The sequence below is a fragment of the Staphylococcus sp. IVB6240 genome (assembly GCF_025558425.1).
Taxonomy (GTDB): Bacteria; Bacillota; Bacilli; order Staphylococcales; family Staphylococcaceae; genus Staphylococcus.
On sequence record NZ_CP094718.1, the window covers coordinates 509,261 to 528,692 of the forward strand.

Genomic DNA, 19,432 nt, shown 5'->3' on the forward strand with positions numbered 1-19,432 from the left:
GTATGGCGAAAAAGTCAGGTAAAGGAACCTTAGCAGAAAATCGTAAAGCAAGACATGATTATCAGATTGAAGATACGATTGAAGCAGGCATTGTATTACAAGGGACAGAAATTAAATCTATTCGACGCGGTAGTGCAAACTTAAAAGATAGCTATGCACAAGTGAAGAATGGTGAGATTTTCTTACAAAACATGCACATTGCACCTTATGAAGAAGGGAACCGTTTTAATCACGACCCTCTACGCTCACGTAAACTTTTATTGCATAAACGTGAAATTGTGAAGCTAGGTGATCGTACTCGTGAGATTGGATATTCAATCGTTCCCCTGAAACTTTATCTAAAGCAGGGTCACTGTAAAGTCTTGTTAGGCGTTGCGCGTGGTAAGAAGAAATTCGATAAGCGCCAATCTTTAAAAGAAAAAGCTGTTAAACGAGATATGGCACGTGCTATGAAACAAAAGTACTAAACATTGCACTGTAAGGTAATATTTGATAAGATATAATGTGATTTGAAGTGAAAATAAAGCACATTATATTGTTATGGGGGCGTTTATGGATTCGACAGGGGTCCCCCGAGCTTATGAAGCGTGTCGGAGGGTTGTCTTCGTCATCAACACACTCAGTTTATAATAACTGGCAAAACTAACAATAACTTAGCAGTAGCTGCCTAAGCGCACTCTGCATCACCTAACCGCATCGCCTATGTGCGGTTAACGTGATTCAACTGAAGTAGGCTACACACGTCACTGCCGTTTGAAGTCTGACGTGGAGAGATCAATCAAACTAGCATCATGTTGGTTGTCTGTCACCTTGCATGATGTGAAACTTATCGATAGACTACACACGTAGAAACATTTGTATCAGGACCTTTGGACGCGGGTTCAAATCCCGCCGTCTCCACTATATAGCTTGCAACCCTTATCGTTGCAAGCTTTTTATTTTAGAGTGCACATAAAGTGCACAGATAGTACACAACGTATAAAAACACCACTCTGAAAAGAGCAGTGTTTACATGAAAATTATTACTCTACAAGAGTTTAACAATTTCTTTCTGTGTACTTGGGTATAGATGACCATATCGGTTATAAACTTCTGCGGTGTCACTGTGTCCGAGTCTTTGTGCTATAATCATCACGCTAACACCTAGATTGACGAGTAATGATGCATGGCTATGTCTCCACTCATGAAGTACAACTCTTGGTAGTTTATCACTTTCATCTAGTGTATCATTAGCCTTTTTAAAATTTTTAGAATACCAACGATCAATTTTATTTTCACTGTATGCTTTGAAAAAATCGCCAAATAATACATAATCATCTTTGTAGACCTTATGTTCTTTATACCAATCTTTAAATACTTTTAATGTGTCCATCATATGTTGAGGCATATAAACATCACGTATGCCCGCCTTAGTTTTAGGTGAAGTAACTTCACCATGATAATCTGTTTTATTTATGGATATATAATTTTCTTCAAAGTTAATATCTGCCCAAGTTAATGCCCTAACTTCACCTTTTCTTGCACCACTGTAAAAAAGTAGTTTAAAAAAGGCTTGTTGTTCGATTTCCGTTAGTACAGTATAAAATTTATTATATTGCTCCAGAGTCCAATAGTTTAGCCGTTTTGTTTTCTCAACTTCAAAATTACCCACATTAGATGCTACATTTTGTTTTAAATCGTGAAATTTCATAGCATGATTTAAAACAGAAACAAGATAAGTGTGCATCTTCTGTAAGTAATCTCCTGAAAATTTCTCACGCATCTTTTTATTTTGAAATTTCATAATGTCTTGTGGAGTCATATTAAACACGTCCATAGAGCAAAAATAAGGGACTAAGTGGTTGTTTATATGTGTTCTAAGGGCTTTTGTACTTGACGGCTTACGGCGTGCTGAGTACCACTCTATGTATTCCATAGCGAGTTTATCAAATGGTAATCTATTATGTTTACCAACCCCCTCTATCTCATCCATAATTTCATTACACTTTTTTACAGCATCTTTACGCATTTTAAAACCTTTACGAGTTATGAATTGGCGTTTATTAGTTTTATCATAGTATGTGATACGGAAGTAGTATGTGCCACGTTTAGTGTCTTTATATATATTGTGGGATAGTCTTAAATTATGTGTCATGGGTATCACCTTGTTTATCTTCTATTAAACTAACAAATGTGTCATTCATGTCGTTTTTAATGAAATTTATTAGCTTTTCACCTATCGGATCACTGTCATAATTTTGATTCTCAAGCGTATTTATTAGTATAGTGGACTTATCTATTAAGTCGAATACATCTGATGTTTTATTAAAATAATCACTTAATATTTCGTATAACTCCATTATAGGTTCATTATAATTAATTAATTCTTCATCAAATTTAAAATTGTTAACTTCTGCATAGTTAACTAAAAATCTAAAATCAATAATATAATCTATATTTTTAATTTTTGAGTCTTGTAAATACAAGTTAACTAAATAACTATCTTTATTAGAATCGATGAGAATTTTTGGTTTACTGTTAAAACTAGCATATGCTTTTTTTCCATCTGCTATTAAGAGTTCAACCTCAGTACGTAGGTTGTTCTCGCAAAGAGTTAATATTTCCTTATAATTTTTACGTTCAAATACTTCAGGGTATTTGAAGTAGGTAACACTATATATTAAATCTGCAATACGATGCTTTGCAAACATATCAAAATCATCAAATAAATCTTCAACTATATCGTAATTAATATTTATATATATATAATTGAAAATATCGCCGAATAGTAATTCATCTAAAGTTATATTGGCTTTTTGTGAAATTTCCAAAAGTCTTTTTTTATTAGGTAATGTCGCGCCTTTTTCCCACATTGCAACATTACCTTTACTTGCTGAGAACAAGTCTCCAAACTGTTCTTGTGTTTTTCCTAAACTCATCCTTATTTCTCTAATCCGTTTGCCAATTTCTTTTTTATCATACATACTATTTCTCCTTATAATTTAATGAATATTTAAGTTAATGTTCATTCTTCATTTTATTGTATAGTTCAAAAAAGTACAATTATTTTGTTGACTACTTTTGGTTTAGGTGGTATTATCAACTTGTAAGTTCTAAAAAGTACTATTTAAGAACTTTAAATTTTTGATTTTAGGTTCTAAAAAGTTCAAATCAGGAGGCGGGCTAAAATGACAAAAATTCATTACCCAGTATTGTACATCACACGAAAGGAACAAGGTCACACACAGCGATTTGTAGCTGGAAAATTAGGTATATCGCCACAAAGATATAGCTTAAAAGAGTTAGGCGGTGCGTATTTTACATTACCTGAAGCTACTAAACTTAGTGAGATGTATGGTATACCAATTGAACAATTATTTTCAACAGAATTTCCAGTTTCACAGTAAGGAGGGAAACAATATGAAACAACAAGTAATTATAACTAAAACGGTTGCTGGCTGGTATAACATCAAGGATACAAATCGCAATTTGCTTTTGAATGTATCACCACAAGTATTGGAGCAGTATTTTCCAGAAGTAAGCAAGAATTTTAGTATAGCGTGCATGGAAATCAACTTTGATCGCATTGCAAAATTAAAAACAATAAAAAGGTAGGTAGTTAAGGATGAAGGTTAAGCAAAAATATGAATTATCAAAAGTTGTTAGAGCATTGGAAAAAGTATTATATGAAGAAAATGATGATACATTTTTATCAGTCAAAGATAGATTTCATTCAATGACAGAACATAAGTATGATGACACTACTTTTTATGAACGATTTTTAAAGTTAGTGCATGAAGAATTGTTTAGTATTCTTGCTGAACTAGATTTTGAAGATGAAGCATTTTCTATTATTGAAGAAGTGACTGCGACATTAGATGATGTGAGACACGAGACACAAAAAGTTTACCATTATAGTGTTATTAACGAAAAAGGTGAGCACAAACACACAACAGATCGTAAAGGTCACATAATCGGAATGTTAGAGTGGGCGTTGGAATATATTGTAGGAAATATCGAAGTGGAGGAATACTAGGTATGAATATCGAAATTAGATGGCTTATGGAAGAAATTGAGATTATTAAAGAGAAATTAGAAGATTTAATTTCAACGCATAGCTGGTTTATTGATGAGGTATTTACTACGCATAATCTGAAAAGTATGGAAGAAGTACAAAGATATGGATATGCGTACAATGAACACCGCATTCACTGTGAACAGTTATTCGATTTGTTGTACATGTACACTGATAGGTTAGACAAGAAGATAAACGAGTTTAAAGACATAGAAAAAGCGTCATCAGCGAAGTTTGGCGACAGAACTGATAACGCATAGTAATTTTAATGAAAGGAGCTAATAAATGCCATGTTCAATTTAAAGCACGATGACGAACTTCTTATTTTATTATATCAAAGTTTAACATCTAAGGGAACAGAAAATGTAAAAAACATTAAGTGGTCTGACTGGTGCGAGTTTTTAACTCGTCCAGTTATCAGCCACGACAAATACGCTAATAAGCTAGCAATATATGGTGATGTAGCTGATGCTGAAGGTATATCACACCGTCGCTTGAAAGAAAATGTAATGTATCGACAAGTGTTTTCTTTGGACTATGACGACATCGATGATATGAACCGATTTCTCGATAACGTCAAAAACAAGATGAAGCACTTTGCTTACTTCATATATAGCACTTATAGACACCGTGATACTCATGATGAAAACAATGAGTCATTACGGCCAAGATTCCGTTTGCTTGTCCCTGTAGACGATATTTTAGAGCCTGATGAGTATAAAAAGTATGCTGGGGCATTATCGAGATATATTGGTGAAGTAATAGACGAGTCGTGCTTTAAACCTATTCAATTATCCGCATTGCCCGTTATAAGTGGTAAAGATGCACCATTTCACTGGTACATCAATGATGCACCGTTCATCACACGTGGTCAATTGGACAGTTGCCTTGCTAAATACCCTCTCGATGCAACTGAGGGCGAATCTCAGAACATCAAAGTTGTATATAACAAACAAAATTCAGGATATTGGCGTGATATTGCATTCGGGGTAGAGGAAGGTGGACGGAATCAAGCATTAGCTTCTGTGATTGGTCATCTGTTACGCAGACATGTTGATGGTCATTTAGTGCACGGATTAGCTCTTGCTTGGGGCGAAAGTTGCAATCCTCCATTACAAGAAAAAGAAGTTGCTAAAACATTCAATTCAATTTTAAGAATTCATTTGCGAGAGAAGGAGGAAAAAAAATGGATAAAATCAGTAACATCGACGACCATTTACTAGAGAAATACAATGAAGAAATTGAATATGACGACAAATTCAATCACACGAAGTTCAGTGAGATGTTAGCTAGAAAATACAATATGATTATGATAGATGAAAATATTCATTTTTTTAACGGTGAATTTTACCAGCATTTAGACGAAGAAACAATAAGACAAATGACTTATTTAGAGATGCCGAATATTAAAGAACATCAGAATCGTGAAGTGTTTTACAAAATAAAGGCGATGTCGATTAAATTTAAAGATGAGGAATTAGAGCCACATAAATTAGTGGTTAACAATGGCGTCTTGGATCTAAAGACACATCAACTTCATAAGCATTCAGCTAACCATATTTCGACGTCGAAAATTGATGTGACTTTTGACCAAAGTAAAAAAAGTGAAAAATTAGAGAGTTTTATCACGAGCATATCCAATGAAGATGCCCAAATCGAGAAACTTATATATCAAATTATAGCGTATTGTTTGTATAAAGAAAACTTTATCGGTAAAACTATTTTCTTTTATAGTGCAGGTGTTAAAACCAAAAATGGAAGTAACGGTAAATCAACAATACTTCAATTAATCCAAGACTTTATCGGTAAAAGGAATACGACATCTCTTAAATTTAAAGATTTGAGCCATGAATTTAAACCAGCGCGTTTGATGGGGAAGATGGTTAATATTGATGATGACATGGATAACACATATATCAAAGACACTGGGAATTATAAATCAATCGCCACAGGTAACCGAATTAATGTAAATCCTAAAGGCAAACAAGATTTTGATTTCACACCGCACAACAAACTTCTTTTTGCAGGCAACAATATACCACAGGCTAGTGATAAAACAGATGGATTTTATCGCAGAATGGTTATTGTTCCAATGAATCGTACATTTGGTGAGGGCTACTATCCTAAAGAGTTAGGGCTCAATAAGAAGTTAAATAATCCCGATGTTATGTCTGCATTATTAAATAAGTGTTTGGAACATTTGCCCGAATTGCTAGAAACAGGTGACTTTACTAAAGTTAATGAAAGTAATGATTTAATTCAGAGCTACAAATATGAAAATGAACCTGTGCGCCACTTTTTGGACATGGAAGGCGAAAGACCTATCCACCCCGTAGATGGCAGGGCAAGAGAAGTCGCGTATGAAATTTATCGCCAATGGGCTAAGCGTTATGGATACGAAGTGATGAAGGTTCATAATTTCACTAAAGAATTAATAAGATTAGGGTACACAGTTGAACGTGTTAGATCACCTTATAAAGGTTATGGTATAGATTTTTATCACAAAAAAAGTGAAGTTCTTTATGATGTAGCACCATATGATACTGATGACAAATATAATGATAGATCAAACATTATTGAACCTAGAAAAGGTAGCAACCTGTATAAAAAAATTAAATCTGTGTGCGGGGAGTAAACGAAAAAGTTACTACAAATCAGAAAAGTTACTACAGAGCGTGTTAAGCACCTTTATTATCGCTTTTTTAAGTAGTAACTTATGTAGCTACATATAGATTAATGTAGTAGAAATTCATATAAGGTAGTAACTTGTGTAGCAACTTTTTATAAATGAAGTAACTTATGTAGTAGGTTTATATAATGGCTTAATTACTCAAAACTCCTTTTGTATCAATGTTTTGAATGATTGTGTAGTAACTTTTGGCAAATGTAGTAACTTTTATTCCTACACTCCCTACACACAAATATAAATAGAATGGAGAATTAAAATGACTGATATCAATAAACCAGAACACTTTGAAGAATTAAATGAGATAAAGAAAAACGCATTACTCGAATTTTGTTACTCAATCAATAAAATTAAATCGTTTAACGTCAGACGTTCCTCATATGGATTAAAGCACGTATTTGAACGTAAATATAGCGATGCGTTGTCAGGCACTTTTGAGGGTAGTTACATCACAAATGGTCAGTTTAAAGGCGCAATGTTAAAAGCTGGATTCAAAGTTAAAGATGAAACTCGTCTAAATTGGCATTTTAATGCAAGTGAAAAAAGTATTAAAGAATTAGAAGTTAAATACGTAAACCCTTACCACAACTAGCTTTATATACCCTAGTGTGGTATAATTTAGATGTATAAATCGAACGTATGTACTTATTTGACGAACAAATATTCTGTAAAGAAGGTGAAGATGTGCCGAAGTGGTTAAATAAGATGTTAGGACTTGAAACTATTGAGCGTACCACTGCACAACAGTTTGAAATGCTCACAGGTGGCTTTAAGTCATTATCTCAATTTTCAGGTGATGCATATTCAAACGACATATATCGTAGTGCAGTAGATACCATTGCACGCCATATTGCGAAGTTATCAGGCAAGCATGTAAACAATACGAAAGATTTTAATAACTATAAAATTAACAGAATCTTACAAAATAGACCCAATCCGTATATGAGTGGTTATGACTTTTTATATAAAGTGGCCACACAATACTACTTGTTCAATAACGCATTTATCCTTGTACAAAAGGACAATAAAGGCAACTTGAAAAACTTATATCCGTTAACACCAAGTAGTGTTGAATATGTGGTTGATGGTGTAGGTGAAATGTACCTAAAATTTTTGTTCAACGATGGTGAAGTTGTCCATTTTCATTTATCAGAAATAGCCGTGTTGCGTCGTCACTTTAACTCTAATGAATTACTCGGTGATAACAACGATGCAATCATGAATACGTTACAACTTGCGCACACACAAAATGATGGTATGACTGAGGCAATTAAGAATTCTGCTCAAATCAGAGGTATTCTGAAATACAATCAGGCATTGAGTCCTAGTAAGTTAAAAGAAGCAAAAGAAGAATTTACAAACAATTATTTATCAATGGCAAATAATGGCGGAGTTGTTCCATTAGATACGTCGATGGATTACCAGCAATTAAATATATCAGATGTTCAGGTGGATACGTCCCAAATAAAAGTGATTAAACAAAAGATATATGAGTATTTAGGAATCAATGAAGCTATTGTGACAGGTAGTTATGATGAGAACACATGGCAAGCGTTCTTTGAATCAGTCATTGAACCTTTCGCTATTCAGTTATCCTCAGAGCTTACCGAAAAGATTTTTACTGAACGTGAACAGTCTTTTAGCAATCGCATTATATATGAATCATCAAAATTACAGTATGCAAGCAATCAATCGAAATCAACGATTATCAAAGAATTGTTGCCACTCGGCTTATTGACCATTAATGAAGCACGTGACTTAATGAACTTGCCTCATGTTGAAGATGGAGATGAACGCATACAAAGTTTGAACTATATTGAAAAAACATTAGCAAAGAATTATCAAATGGCAGATAAGGAGGTTAAGGCAGATGAAGGAAATTAGAAGTGCAGAAATACAAACAGATTCCCAAAGTAACGAAATGGTACTTGAGGGAACAGCAATTGTATTTAATAAACCAACGCAGATTACTACGCCTACAGGATCATATACCGAAATCATTAAACGTAATGCGTTAGATGGCTTGAAGCTCAACGATACACGACTTTTAGTGTCACATGATGTGAACCGTATACCACTAGCGAAATCACCTAAGACGATGGATATATGGACTGATGATATTGGTATGCATTTCCGCGCGACCTTACCAGATACGGAAGAAGCCCGCTCTGTTTATACGGCAGTAAAACGGGGCGACCTCTCAGGTATGAGTTTTGGTTTCACAGTATCTGACGGTAGTCAATATGATGTGAATACACGCACACGTACTATAACTAAAATTGATAAGGTGCTTGAGTTTAGTGTTGTGAATTATCCTGCATATGCAGAAGCAAGCGTAGAAGCACGACAACAAATTCAGGAAGCTGAACTTAAACACAAAGCAAGACAACAAGCCTTAATCGGTTTGAACAAATTACAATCAAAGGAGTTAAAATAAAATGTTTAATACAGTACAAGAAGCATTTAATCATTATCGTAATGCGTCACTTGAAGATATTGAAACACGGGCTGGTGAAATTAGAGGCACAATCGAAAATGACCCAGAAGCAGACGTGACAAAGTTAAATATTGAAATTGAAGGCTTAAATCAAGCTAAAGAAAACATTAAAGAAAAGGAGCAAGAACAAGTGGAAAATCGTTCATATAACCCTATTACAGGACAACAATTTAAACAAAATAATGAAGTTCAAAATAATAATGTATTCGGTACAGAAGAATACCGATCAGCATTCTTTAAGAAAATGTTAGGACAAGAATTATCAGATGTGGAACAACGTTCATTCAATCACGCTATGGATATTCAAAAATCAGAACACCGCGCAGATGAATTTACTTCATCTTCAAATGCATCAGCAGTCATACCAGAACAAACATTAAACGAAGTGATTCGTCGTGCGCGTACACAAGGTGGCTTACTTGCAAATGTACGTTCATTCAATATGCCTACAAAAATCCGTATCCCAATTAGTACGCCACAAGAGCGCGCCGAATGGCATACTGAGGGGGCTAAAGTAGAGGCAGACAAAGTAGTTACAACAGCGGTATCTTTTGAAGCGAATGAGATTATTAAAATCTTTAGTATCTCAGTGAAAGCTAAAACGATGAGTATTTCAGCATTTGAATCATATCTTGTTGAAGAATTGACTAACTGCGTTGTAGAAGCGATCGAATACGCATTGATTAATGGTACGGGTAACAATCAAGGTCAAGGTATATTGACAGGTATCACATGGAATGATGAAAACAGCTTAGAGCTTACAGGAAAATATACTGATTTCACAAAAGCGTTGGGAATGTTAAAACGTGGTTATGCACAAAATGCAAAATTCGCTATGAGCAATGCAACGTTATATAACACAGTGTATGGCGTTGAAGATGGTAATAAACGTCCTATCTTTGTACAAGATGCGCAACGTGAGAATGTTGGTTATATCTTCGGTAAGCCAGTCATTATTGATGACAATATCGAAGACGGCACAATTCTATTAGGAGACTTTAACTATCTCGGTTACAACTTACCGCAAGGCATTATGCTTGAATCTTCTCGTGAGTCTTCATTCCGTTCAGGCTTGATTGACTATCGAGCAATGGCGGTCGCAGATACACGCGTTTTAGTTGATGATGCTTTCGTTAAGTTAACAAGTGCTTCATCTGATGTAGGAGCGTAATAAATAACTAGGGCATCAGTTAATAGCTGGTGTCCTTTTTCATAAGGAAGTGAAACAATGATTATATCAATAGAAGATGCACGTAACGCATTAAGGATAGATGGGGATTTCAACGACGACATCATCACTCCATTAATCGAAACTATTCCTAACTACTTATATCTAACCACAGGCAGAGATTGGTTAGATGAACCAGTAGAACCACTTGCACAAACAACAGCTAAGTTTATATTGCAATTGTGGTTTGACCCACATACACAAGACAGTGAGCGATTAAAACGTACAATAGATGGACTATTGGTATCTTTGACAGCGTTAGGACGTGAGTATAATGGTTAGAAGTATTCCACATTCGTTTTATAAAAGTAGTGAATGGGTTAAGTGCAGAGATAGTTATATGTCGAAACAGCACTATATATGTGAGCGTTGCGGTGGGTTAGCGTCTATTTGTCATCATAAAATACATTTGAATGCTGAGAATTATAAGAATCCATTTGTATCATTGAACCACGACCATTTGGAAGCATTGTGTCAGACGTGCCATAATCAGGAACATTTCGGGACACCAGCAATTGGGGAAGGATTACAATTCGATAAAGACGGAAATATAATAAAAGTATAAATTAATTAAGTACCCCCCCTATAATTTCGGAGGTAAAAGAGTGTCTGGGAAACGGTGCAGGGAGTTTTCTTTTCCTCCACCCAATATTTTCAATATTTAGGGGTACCTAAAAATCAAGATTGGAGAATATGAAAATGAAATATATCAATTTGGAAAAACTTAAAACATACATTGATAAAAATGATATAGAAAACAAACATATAGCTTACGATTTGTTAGAAGAGCTAACATTTATGAAAGAAACACTGGACGAATTAAAACGCACTGTACGTGAGCATGGTGCAATATACGTATTTACACAAGGTGAACAATCATACCTTAAAGAGAACCCAGCTATGAAGTCATACAATACAACTGTAACAAAGTATAACGCCACTTATAAGCAACTATTGTCGTTCCTGCCTCAACGAGTAGAAAAATCAGATGCGTTTATGGACTTTGTGACGAATGGCTAACTACATTAAACAGTATTACCAAAAAATTGAAAGTGGCGATATTGTAGCTTCAAAACGTGTACGTAAACAATATAAGAAGCTCTTAGATGACATGGAGCATCACGACAAATACATTTATGATGAATCTAAAGCAGAACGCCCTATCGCTTTTATAGAGCGTTTCTGCCGTCATTCTAAAGGTGAGCTGGCGGGTAAGCCCCTAAAGTTAGATTTGTTTCAAAAAGCCTATATTTCGGCGCTATTTGGGTTTGTAGATAAGGAAACAGGTTACCGACGTTATACTGAATCTTTTTTCTTTGTAGGTCGTAAGAATGGTAAAACAACAATGTTAAGTGCGATTGCATTATATATGATGATTGCCGACGGAGAAAGTGGCTCAGAAGTTTACTCAGTTGCATCGAAACGTGACCAAGCTAATATCTTATTCGATCAAGCACATGAGATGATTGTACAGAGTCCTGATTTAAACAAGAATATCCGTAAGCGTAAGAGTGATTTATATTTTGCGCATAACTTTAGCAAGATGCAGTCTTTAGCTAAAAACTCAAATTCATTAGATGGATTGAATGCACATCTTGTTGTGATTGACGAATTACATTCTATTCAAGACCGCAATTTATATGAAGTAATGAAACAATCTCAGTCAGCACGTACACAACCGTTATTGATTATGATTACAACGGCTGGAACACATAGAGGTACGATATTTGATGACTTATATGAGTATGCTTGTAACGTGGTTGACGGTAAATTTGAAGATGATAACTTTTTACCGATTATGTACGAGTTAGATCATAAAGCTGAATATAAGATACCTGAATGCTGGCAAAAGGCAAATCCTGCTTTAGGTGTATCAAAAAAGGTAGAGGACTTAGAACGCAAAGTTGCACGTGCTAAAAACAATGTAAATGACTTAACGGGTATCTTAACTAAAGATTTTAATATACGTGAAGTTACACATAGCGCATGGCTCACATTTGAGGCGATTAATAATGAAGATACCTTTGATATACGTGACTTCTCAGGTAGTTATGCGATAGGTGGTGCTGATTTAAGTATCACAACCGATTTGAGTTGCGCCACATTGTTATTTGTAGAACCTGAAACAGAAATACGTTATGTGCATCAGATGTATTGGTTGCCTGAGGATAACCTCAGAAAGCGTGTAGACGAAGATAAGATACCTTATGACAAATGGTATGAACAAGGATTACTTCGTTTGTGTAGAGGCAATACAATTGATTACAGCGACATCACAGATTGGTTTTTAGAGATGTTGAATGAATATGACATCACGCCACTATGGATATATTACGATAATTATTCAGCTCGGTACTGGGTTGATGAGATGGAAGCTAACGGCTTTAAAATGGTACGTACACCACAAGGAGCAAAGACATTAAGTCTACCAATGCAAAATATGGGTGCTGATTTAGAGAAGCATAAAATTAATTATAATAACAATCCTATATTGAAGTGGTGCTTAACTAATACGGGGATAGAAACTGACCGTAACGGTAATATCGTTCCTGTTAAGAATCAATCACCCAAACGTCGCATCGACGGCACGGCATCATTATTAGATGCGTATGTGGGTTTGTTTGATAACTATGAAAGTTTTTTAAGAGCGATGTAGTAGCTGGGGGAACGAATCGTTACGTCAGGGGTAGGGCATTGATAATTACGCTCAACAGCTTGAACGTATTGAAGCAAAAAAAGCTAAAGAAAGAAAAAAAGAAAAAGTTTTGACCCGGACCGTGGGCCGGAACAAAAAGGTGAAACTCGAGATATCGTCGGTAAAGCCTCAGGATTTGGGAGTATATTTATTCAAAAAGGAGGTAAAACAATGGCATATCACTTTAATAATAAAATAAAAATAATTGAAAGGGTAAGTAGTGGACCAATGCCCAACAGCTACAAAGAAAAGGTAATTGCTGAACCATGGGCAGATATAAAAACAATACGTGGAAATGAGTATTTGGGTTCTGGACTTACAGCATCAGAAATTCCTGTAAGATTCATTATTAGATATAGAGAGGGTATAACACCAAAACAGCGTATCAAGTGGAAAGATTTAGATTTCAATATTGAATCTGTACAAAATGATAATGGATTAAATAGAACACTAACAATTTATGGAAAAGCGTACAAATAAGACGCTGAGAAACGCATTCAGATGCATTATAATTATGATTTGTGGGTAATGGCGCGTTAGATGTAACACAACATGCTATAATAGAGTAAAAAGATGGGGTGAAAATATGATTAATTTAAGTCATAGAGATTTCGTAAAAAGAAAGATTGAATTTGCAGACTTTAGAATTAAAAGCTTGTATGAAAAGATAATTGATCCAGAAGCGAATAGCTTTGATAAAGATGAGATTATTATTTTAAACGAAGTGTATTCAACATTAGAAAGTATTGAATTATTTTGCTTTACCCATGAACATTTTGAACGATTTAATGAGGAGTACGCTTCAGAGGCTAAGAAAATTTATAATATTATGAGCGAAATGGTTCGGGATAATGATAGAAATACATCATGGCTTTATGATGAATATGAAGGGTACAAGAAGTCATTTGATATGACAATTGAAACATTAGAATTACCAGATAAAGTCTGGGAATGATATGAGTGCACAAATTTATGTTGTTTTTTCAATTTTAACATTTTACACTGATGTGTAAAGTTAACGAAAACGTTGATATGACAGCATTTCAAGGAGGTAGGCAATCAATAAATAACCCCTTTTGCTAGCTCCCGCCGCCTCCACTATAGAGCTTGCAATCCGCGTGGTTGTGGGCTTTTTATTTTTGGTGCCACAGTATTGCCACAGATTAAAAAAACACCACCCTAAAAAGAGTAGTGTTGATATAAATATTATTCATTTATCCCCATGAATTGTGTGGGTTCTTGCATACCATATGGTGATTGTTTACTTAACTCTCGCATCCTTTGAATGTCTTCCTCTGATGGATTATCCATGTCAATGCCTTCATTTATGGCTTGTTGTCTCGCCTTATTAAGAGGTTCTTGTTGTATCGTTGGTTGATTGGAATTTGGATTTGATTCTTGAAGCGTTGTTTCATCTTGAGGTGTAATATATTTTGGACTTCGTTTTTTAAAATCTTCATAATTCGCCTTTTCTTCAGGGCTCATGTCATCAAAAATGTTAATAACATCTCCAGTATGTTTATTAACCACCCCACATACTTTCATAGGTGTGCCAGCAGCATCTCTGACAAGGTGTTCAATGTAATATTCATTTTCGTTACTTCGATTTAAATTTGTTTTAAATTCTAAAATTTGCCCTTCACTCAGGCCTTTAACATTAATATAATAATCATGGAGTATTTTTTCAGCGTCTTGTGGTGAAATCTGTGTCGCAGATGTTTGGTTACTGAAATTATTTTGATTTTTAATTGTTGATTGTTCATCAGTATGCCTCTGTTTATTCTCATGATTACTTGAATCATTTTGGGGTGAACATCCACATAAAACGAATGAGCTTACAAAAATGATACATAAAGCTTTTTTCATTCTAAACATCTCCTTATACATATATAATTATACATGATAATGATATTTATTTAATGTAATTTAAAGTAATAAATATCAATTAAAATGAGAGAAGAAAGAATATTGCTTTATTTCAATTGTTATTTAGACGTTTAATATAGCATCATCGAAATGAATGGAAGGCCTGTCATTCTAGCAATTATCATTTTTTAGTGTTTTATCATAATAGTGAACAAAGGGGGATTTTTATGAAGGGATTGCTAAAAACTTTTCTCAGCACATTCATTGCCGGTGTTGTTTTGATAATAGTGGTGAAACTGATTGGCTATGTGCCACCTAATCCACGTTTCTTTAATGTGGTTGATCGTATCACTTTTACGCATTTTTTTGAAAATCGTATTTATGATAATTGGCTGATGTTTGCTTTTCTATTTGCGATGATCTTAACAGTTCTAGATATGGCATCTGATAAAGATAAAAATAAATAGTTTATAAAAAATGGGTACGCTGATCTTAAGTTGATCGGCATACCCGTTTTTTATCTTAATTATTCTACGACTTCTACACTTAAAGCGACATCAACGTTTCCGTTAATTGCTTTTGAATAAGGGCAGAATTCATGTGCTTGTTGTAAAGATTTTTCTGCGTCTTCTTGACTCATGTTTTTAACTTTTGCATGAATGTCTACTTCTAATTTTGGACTTTCAGCTTCAGCGTCATCTACTAAACGAACTGTAATTGACACGACTGGTTCTGCTTTACGGAATTTGTTGCGTTTTAAAATTAGATCAAAAGCACCGTTAAAGCATGATGCGTAACCTGCAGCGAATAATTGCTCAGGGTTTGTTGAATCTGTGTCTGTGTTATCTGGTGGTGTGATTTGTAAGTCTAAAGCTTTATCGTCAGTTTGAACAGTACCTTTACGGCCACCTGTGTTAGTTGCTGTTGTTTCATAAATAATTGACATAATGATTGCCTCCTTAAAATGGTCTTTTCATTATACTCCCCTTAAGACGTGATTCAAATAATTTAGCTTTTCAAATCTAAAAAATTGCGATATAGTTATTCTATTCTGAAAAAACTGATAACTAAGGGTGATGTTATGAAGAAAATTAAAGTATTTGATGTCAGAGTAGATGAACAACCTGCATTACAAAGATGGATTGAGCAACATAAAGATGAAGTAGAGGTCGTTTTAACAGAGGATAGTTTAGGCGGAGAACATCTGTCACAACTTGAAGATATTGATGGTATTACGATTTCACAAATGACTAAGGTAGATCCAAATTATTTTAAAGTGTTGGCGGATAATGGTATTCACCATATCGCACAGCGTTCTGCAGGATTTGATATGTATGACTTACCAGCTGCGAACGAAGCAGGCATTAAAATCTCAAATGTCCCAAGTTATTCTCCGCAATCAATTGCTGAATTTGCAGTGACAAGAACTTTAGCCTTAGTACGTCATACTGATCGTATTGATCGCAATGTGGCTGTACAAGATTTCACATGGGATTTAGAGGTACAAGGACGTACAATAGAATCTCTGAAAGTTGGTGTGCTTGGTACAGGACGAATTGGCAGTCGTGCTGCAAAAATTTTCAACGGCTTCGGTGCAGAAGTTGTGGCATATGATTTAGCACCAAATCCAGAATTAGAAAATGTGCTCACATATGTAGATTCATTGGAAGAGTTAGTGAAAGATATTGATGTATTAACAATACATATCCCAGGTTCACCCGAAAACAAATACGTTGTGAATGAGGCGGTGTTAAGTCATGCGAAACCAGGATTACTCGTCATTAATACAGCGCGTGGTGTTGTATTAGATACAGAAGCATTAATTCGTAAGTTGGATGATGGTACTGTAGCTGCTGCTGCTATTGATACGTATGAAAATGAAGGACCATACTTTACACATGATTGGACAAATAAACCATTAGAAGATCCGATTTTAAGTCACCTACTTGAACGTGACGAAGTTTTAATCTCCCCTCATGTCGCTTTTTATACAGATGAAGCGGTTCAAAACTTAGTTGATATTCCATTGGATGACGTATTATCATATATTAATACGCAAACTGCAGATCATATTGTCAATCCATAAATAGAAAAGGTGAATGAAGTGAAACCCCAAATTGTTGCAAGTCTTATGCCGAAATCACAGCGTTTAACTGCGCATGAATTAGAAAAAGCAACTGAAAATATACCTTATTTTGATATTTTAGAATTACGCATTGATGCCATACCAAGTTGTGATATTGAGATGGTTGAACAAATGGTGAGCGCCTTAAAAGAGCTGAATGGATCATTTCAGATTCTTGTCACGTATCGCACCCAATCACAGGGGGGAGAGGGTGACCTAGAGGAATCAGCATATCAACAATTACTCGTTGATTTGAGTAAGCTAACGCAAATTGACTTTATCGACGTGGAATGGGAGCCAGAGGTTGATCGCAGCATGACATGCCAAAAGATGCTTGCGCAAGGTGCTATGATTGTTGCCTCATATCATAACTTCAATGAAACCCCTTCACTCGATGTCATGAAAAAAACGTATTTTCGTCTTTCTCAAATGGGGGCAAGTCATGTAAAAATTGCCGTTATGCCACAATCGAGAGAAGATGTTTTACGCGTGTTACATGCAGTTTCAGAGGCAAGTGATGCACTGACACAATGGGTGACAGGTATTTCGATGTCTCATTTAGGCTTGATAACACGTACAGCACAATCTGCTTTTGGAGGTTGTTTATCATTTGGTGCATTGGAAGAAGCGGTAGCACCTGGCCAAATTTCGGTGAGGCAACTCTTTGATGCAGTAAAGCTATACGATTGATAATTGGTATGAAATTTCGTATAATTGATAATAGTTATCAATCTATAAGGGGTAGATAGAGATGGAACTTCAAGACGCCATTAAGAATCGTAGAAGTATCAAGAAGTTCAAACACGACATGCATATCGATGATGCAGCAGTACATCAAGCAATCATTGATGCTGCAGAAGCACCAAATCATGGTATGAGAGAGCCATGGCGTACAGTTTATGTACCAAAGTATAAGTTGGGTGAAATGAGTAGAGAGATTTCTCGCTATGCGTTTCCAAAGGAGCCAGAAAAACAGCAAAGTCATTATGATGCGGTAACAAATCTAGGTGGTTTTGTTGCGTTGATTATGAAATGTGATACGCGTCAACGTGAAGAAAATGAAAATTATCTCGCTGTTGGTGCATTTGCACAGAATTTATTGCTATTGCTTTACGAACAAGGTATTGGTACATGTTGGAAAACACCACAATATATTTTCAATCCAAAAGTACGACAAGCATTTGGTGTGTTACCTGATGAACGTCTTGTAGGCTTTATATATTTAACAGACCTTAAAGAAGAAGACAAGATGAAGAAATGTGAGAGAAAAAATAGAGGTCTTGTGACTGATTTTATTTAAAAAACAACGCGTATGAAATGGAGGTTCCAGTTTCATACGCGTTTTTGTCATCTTATTTACCAAAACTTTCAGCTAAGAATGATTCAACTTGTTCTGGTGTTTTAGCATTTGCAGAATGTAAGTGGTGTAGCTTCTCACCATTTTGGAAAATTAAAATACTTGGAATACCCATAACATCATGTTTTGTTGCTGCTTCTTCAACTTCGTCACGATCTACAACGTACCAAGTATACTCATTATATTTTTTAACGATTGGATCAATCCACATATCCATTACTTTACAGTCAGGGCACCAGCCTGCTTCGAATTTTACGATGACTGGTTCTGCACTTTGGATCACTTCATTGAATTGTGACATATCTTTAATAGCTTGCATGAAAAATGCCTCCTCTTATTCTTTCGTAAGCTCATTATATCGAAATTAAAAAGGGAAGTCATTCAAATTGCAACTGCTTGCTGTATAAGATGACGTAATTTATAAAGTGTTAAATAATAATTTTTTTATAAAAAAGAGCAATATTTTTAAATGTTTGTTATATTTGAGTTAAGTGAATACAGGAGGTATGTTTATGATAAAGTTTTATCAATACAAAAATTGTACAACTTGTAAAAAGGCCGCTAAGTTTTTAACAGAGCAAGGTGTGAGCTTTGAACCAATTGATATTGTACAGCTTAACCCTACGAAAGAAGAATTTGAAAAAATTGTAGCATCTACGGGAATAGAAGTTAAAAAATTATTTAATACACACGGTGCAAAATATCGTGAGTTAAATTTAAAAGATAAACTTCCAGAGATGTCAGACGATGAAATGTTAGAATTGCTAGCAACAGATGGTATGTTAGTGAAACGACCATTGGCAGTTTCTGGAGATAAAGTGACTGTTGGATTCAAAGAAGAAACTTATCGAGAAACGTGGCTGTAAGAAAATAGTTGATAGATATTCAGCAATGTGTCAGAATGAATGTAACATTAACAATTGG

At 34.9% G+C, this 19,432-nt stretch carries 26 protein-coding genes and 1 other RNA gene; 22 read left to right on the top strand and 5 right to left on the bottom strand.

The genetic code is table 11. The features are described from left to right. The first annotated feature begins 2 nt into the window (after positions 1-2). Entirely contained in the window at positions 3-467 is a 465-nt protein-coding gene (gene smpB / locus MUA88_RS02465; protein WP_262604571.1) for an SsrA-binding protein SmpB, read from the top strand. A gap of 75 nt (positions 468-542) precedes the next feature. Then, positions 543-903: a transfer-messenger RNA gene (gene ssrA, locus MUA88_RS02470) on the top strand. 124 nt (positions 904-1,027) lie between these two features. Here ssrA and MUA88_RS02475 read toward each other — a convergent pair. Further along, a complete protein-coding gene (locus MUA88_RS02475; RefSeq protein WP_262604572.1) occupies positions 1,028-2,134 on the bottom strand; it encodes a site-specific integrase in 1,107 nt (368 codons plus the stop codon). Further along, positions 2,124-2,963 (bottom strand): helix-turn-helix domain-containing protein, encoded by an 840-nt coding sequence (locus tag MUA88_RS02480; RefSeq protein ID WP_262604573.1) that lies wholly within the window; start codon positions 2,961-2,963, stop codon positions 2,124-2,126. Before MUA88_RS02480 ends, MUA88_RS02475 begins: the two co-directional genes overlap by 11 nt. A 204-nt stretch (positions 2,964-3,167) precedes the next feature. Between MUA88_RS02480 and MUA88_RS02485 the strand changes: the two genes are divergently transcribed. The 15 genes from MUA88_RS02485 to MUA88_RS02560 all read left to right on the top strand — a co-directional run bounded on the left by MUA88_RS02485 (position 3,168) and on the right by MUA88_RS02560 (position 14,115). Continuing rightward, positions 3,168-3,386: a helix-turn-helix transcriptional regulator gene (locus tag MUA88_RS02485; protein WP_262604574.1), complete on the top strand. Its 219-nt coding sequence runs from the start codon at positions 3,168-3,170 to the stop codon at positions 3,384-3,386. A gap of 13 nt (positions 3,387-3,399) precedes the next feature. Then, positions 3,400-3,594 (top strand): pathogenicity island protein, encoded by a 195-nt coding sequence (locus MUA88_RS02490; RefSeq protein ID WP_262604575.1) that lies wholly within the window; start codon positions 3,400-3,402, stop codon positions 3,592-3,594. 10 nt (positions 3,595-3,604) lie between these two features. After that, complete coding sequence (locus MUA88_RS02495; RefSeq protein WP_262604576.1) at positions 3,605-4,015, top strand: pathogenicity island protein; 411 nt, start codon at positions 3,605-3,607, stop codon at positions 4,013-4,015. Between the two features lie 2 nt (positions 4,016-4,017). Next, complete coding sequence (gene tscT / locus MUA88_RS02500) at positions 4,018-4,314, top strand: type II toxin-antitoxin system toxin TscT (protein ID WP_262604577.1); 297 nt, start codon at positions 4,018-4,020, stop codon at positions 4,312-4,314. A 30-nt stretch (positions 4,315-4,344) separates the two neighbouring features. Continuing rightward, complete coding sequence (locus MUA88_RS02505; protein WP_262605721.1) at positions 4,345-5,277, top strand: primase alpha helix C-terminal domain-containing protein; 933 nt, start codon at positions 4,345-4,347, stop codon at positions 5,275-5,277. Continuing rightward, entirely contained in the window at positions 5,241-6,689 is a 1,449-nt protein-coding gene (locus tag MUA88_RS02510; protein WP_262604579.1) for a DNA primase family protein, read from the top strand. Before MUA88_RS02505 ends, MUA88_RS02510 begins: the two co-directional genes overlap by 37 nt. 310 nt (positions 6,690-6,999) lie before the next feature. Beyond that, positions 7,000-7,332, top strand: a complete 333-nt coding sequence (locus MUA88_RS02515; protein ID WP_060551474.1) for a hypothetical protein — start codon at positions 7,000-7,002, stop codon at positions 7,330-7,332. A 47-nt stretch (positions 7,333-7,379) separates the two neighbouring features. Continuing rightward, the gene (locus tag MUA88_RS02520) at positions 7,380-8,624 is read left to right on the top strand and encodes a phage portal protein (protein ID WP_262604580.1); all 1,245 of its coding nucleotides are present in this window, start codon (positions 7,380-7,382) and stop codon (positions 8,622-8,624) included. Beyond that, positions 8,611-9,177, top strand: coding sequence for an HK97 family phage prohead protease (locus MUA88_RS02525; RefSeq protein ID WP_262604581.1), 567 nt, complete (start codon positions 8,611-8,613; stop codon positions 9,175-9,177). Before MUA88_RS02520 ends, MUA88_RS02525 begins: the two co-directional genes overlap by 14 nt. A gap of 1 nt (position 9,178) precedes the next feature. Further along, positions 9,179-10,408 (top strand): phage major capsid protein, encoded by a 1,230-nt coding sequence (locus MUA88_RS02530; protein WP_262604582.1) that lies wholly within the window; start codon positions 9,179-9,181, stop codon positions 10,406-10,408. 57 nt (positions 10,409-10,465) lie between these two features. Beyond that, a complete protein-coding gene (locus tag MUA88_RS02535) occupies positions 10,466-10,747 on the top strand; it encodes a head-tail connector protein (RefSeq protein WP_262604583.1) in 282 nt (93 codons plus the stop codon). A 417-nt stretch (positions 10,748-11,164) separates the two neighbouring features. Beyond that, positions 11,165-11,485, top strand: coding sequence for a hypothetical protein (locus tag MUA88_RS02545; protein ID WP_262604585.1), 321 nt, complete (start codon positions 11,165-11,167; stop codon positions 11,483-11,485). Further along, positions 11,478-13,121: a terminase large subunit gene (locus MUA88_RS02550; RefSeq protein ID WP_262604586.1), complete on the top strand. Its 1,644-nt coding sequence runs from the start codon at positions 11,478-11,480 to the stop codon at positions 13,119-13,121. The genes MUA88_RS02545 and MUA88_RS02550 overlap by 8 nt, the downstream gene beginning before the upstream one ends. Before the next feature lie 210 nt (positions 13,122-13,331). Next, on the top strand, positions 13,332-13,640 hold the full coding sequence (locus MUA88_RS02555; RefSeq protein ID WP_262604587.1) for a phage head closure protein: 309 nt from the start codon (positions 13,332-13,334) through the stop codon (positions 13,638-13,640). Between the two features lie 106 nt (positions 13,641-13,746). After that, positions 13,747-14,115 (top strand): hypothetical protein, encoded by a 369-nt coding sequence (locus MUA88_RS02560; protein WP_262604588.1) that lies wholly within the window; start codon positions 13,747-13,749, stop codon positions 14,113-14,115. Positions 14,116-14,366: 251 nt separating this feature from the next. On the opposite strand, the gene MUA88_RS02565 is transcribed toward MUA88_RS02560, so the two are convergent. After that, the gene (locus MUA88_RS02565) at positions 14,367-15,026 is read right to left on the bottom strand and encodes a hypothetical protein (protein WP_262604589.1); all 660 of its coding nucleotides are present in this window, start codon (positions 15,024-15,026) and stop codon (positions 14,367-14,369) included. A 227-nt stretch (positions 15,027-15,253) separates the two neighbouring features. Here MUA88_RS02565 and MUA88_RS02570 point away from each other — a divergent pair, with 227 nt between their 5' ends. Next, positions 15,254-15,493, top strand: coding sequence for a hypothetical protein (locus MUA88_RS02570; protein ID WP_262604590.1), 240 nt, complete (start codon positions 15,254-15,256; stop codon positions 15,491-15,493). A gap of 59 nt (positions 15,494-15,552) precedes the next feature. On the opposite strand, the gene MUA88_RS02575 is transcribed toward MUA88_RS02570, so the two are convergent. Then, complete coding sequence (locus MUA88_RS02575; RefSeq protein WP_262604591.1) at positions 15,553-15,972, bottom strand: Ohr family peroxiredoxin; 420 nt, start codon at positions 15,970-15,972, stop codon at positions 15,553-15,555. Between the two features lie 135 nt (positions 15,973-16,107). On the opposite strand from MUA88_RS02575, the gene MUA88_RS02580 reads away from it, so the two are divergent. From MUA88_RS02580 to MUA88_RS02590, 3 genes are all read left to right on the top strand, one after another. Next, complete coding sequence (locus MUA88_RS02580; protein ID WP_262604592.1) at positions 16,108-17,112, top strand: D-2-hydroxyacid dehydrogenase; 1,005 nt, start codon at positions 16,108-16,110, stop codon at positions 17,110-17,112. A gap of 9 nt (positions 17,113-17,121) precedes the next feature. Beyond that, positions 17,122-17,841: a type I 3-dehydroquinate dehydratase gene (gene aroD / locus MUA88_RS02585; protein WP_262605722.1), complete on the top strand. Its 720-nt coding sequence runs from the start codon at positions 17,122-17,124 to the stop codon at positions 17,839-17,841. A gap of 61 nt (positions 17,842-17,902) precedes the next feature. Next, the gene (locus MUA88_RS02590) at positions 17,903-18,451 is read left to right on the top strand and encodes a nitroreductase family protein (protein WP_262605723.1); all 549 of its coding nucleotides are present in this window, start codon (positions 17,903-17,905) and stop codon (positions 18,449-18,451) included. Between the two features lie 52 nt (positions 18,452-18,503). Here the strand turns inward: MUA88_RS02590 and MUA88_RS02595 are convergent, their stop codons facing one another. Beyond that, the gene (locus MUA88_RS02595) at positions 18,504-18,827 is read right to left on the bottom strand and encodes a thioredoxin family protein (protein WP_262604595.1); all 324 of its coding nucleotides are present in this window, start codon (positions 18,825-18,827) and stop codon (positions 18,504-18,506) included. Between the two features lie 193 nt (positions 18,828-19,020). Here MUA88_RS02595 and MUA88_RS02600 point away from each other — a divergent pair, with 193 nt between their 5' ends. Next, positions 19,021-19,374, top strand: coding sequence for an arsenate reductase family protein (locus tag MUA88_RS02600; protein WP_262604596.1), 354 nt, complete (start codon positions 19,021-19,023; stop codon positions 19,372-19,374). Positions 19,375-19,432 lie beyond the last annotated feature (58 nt).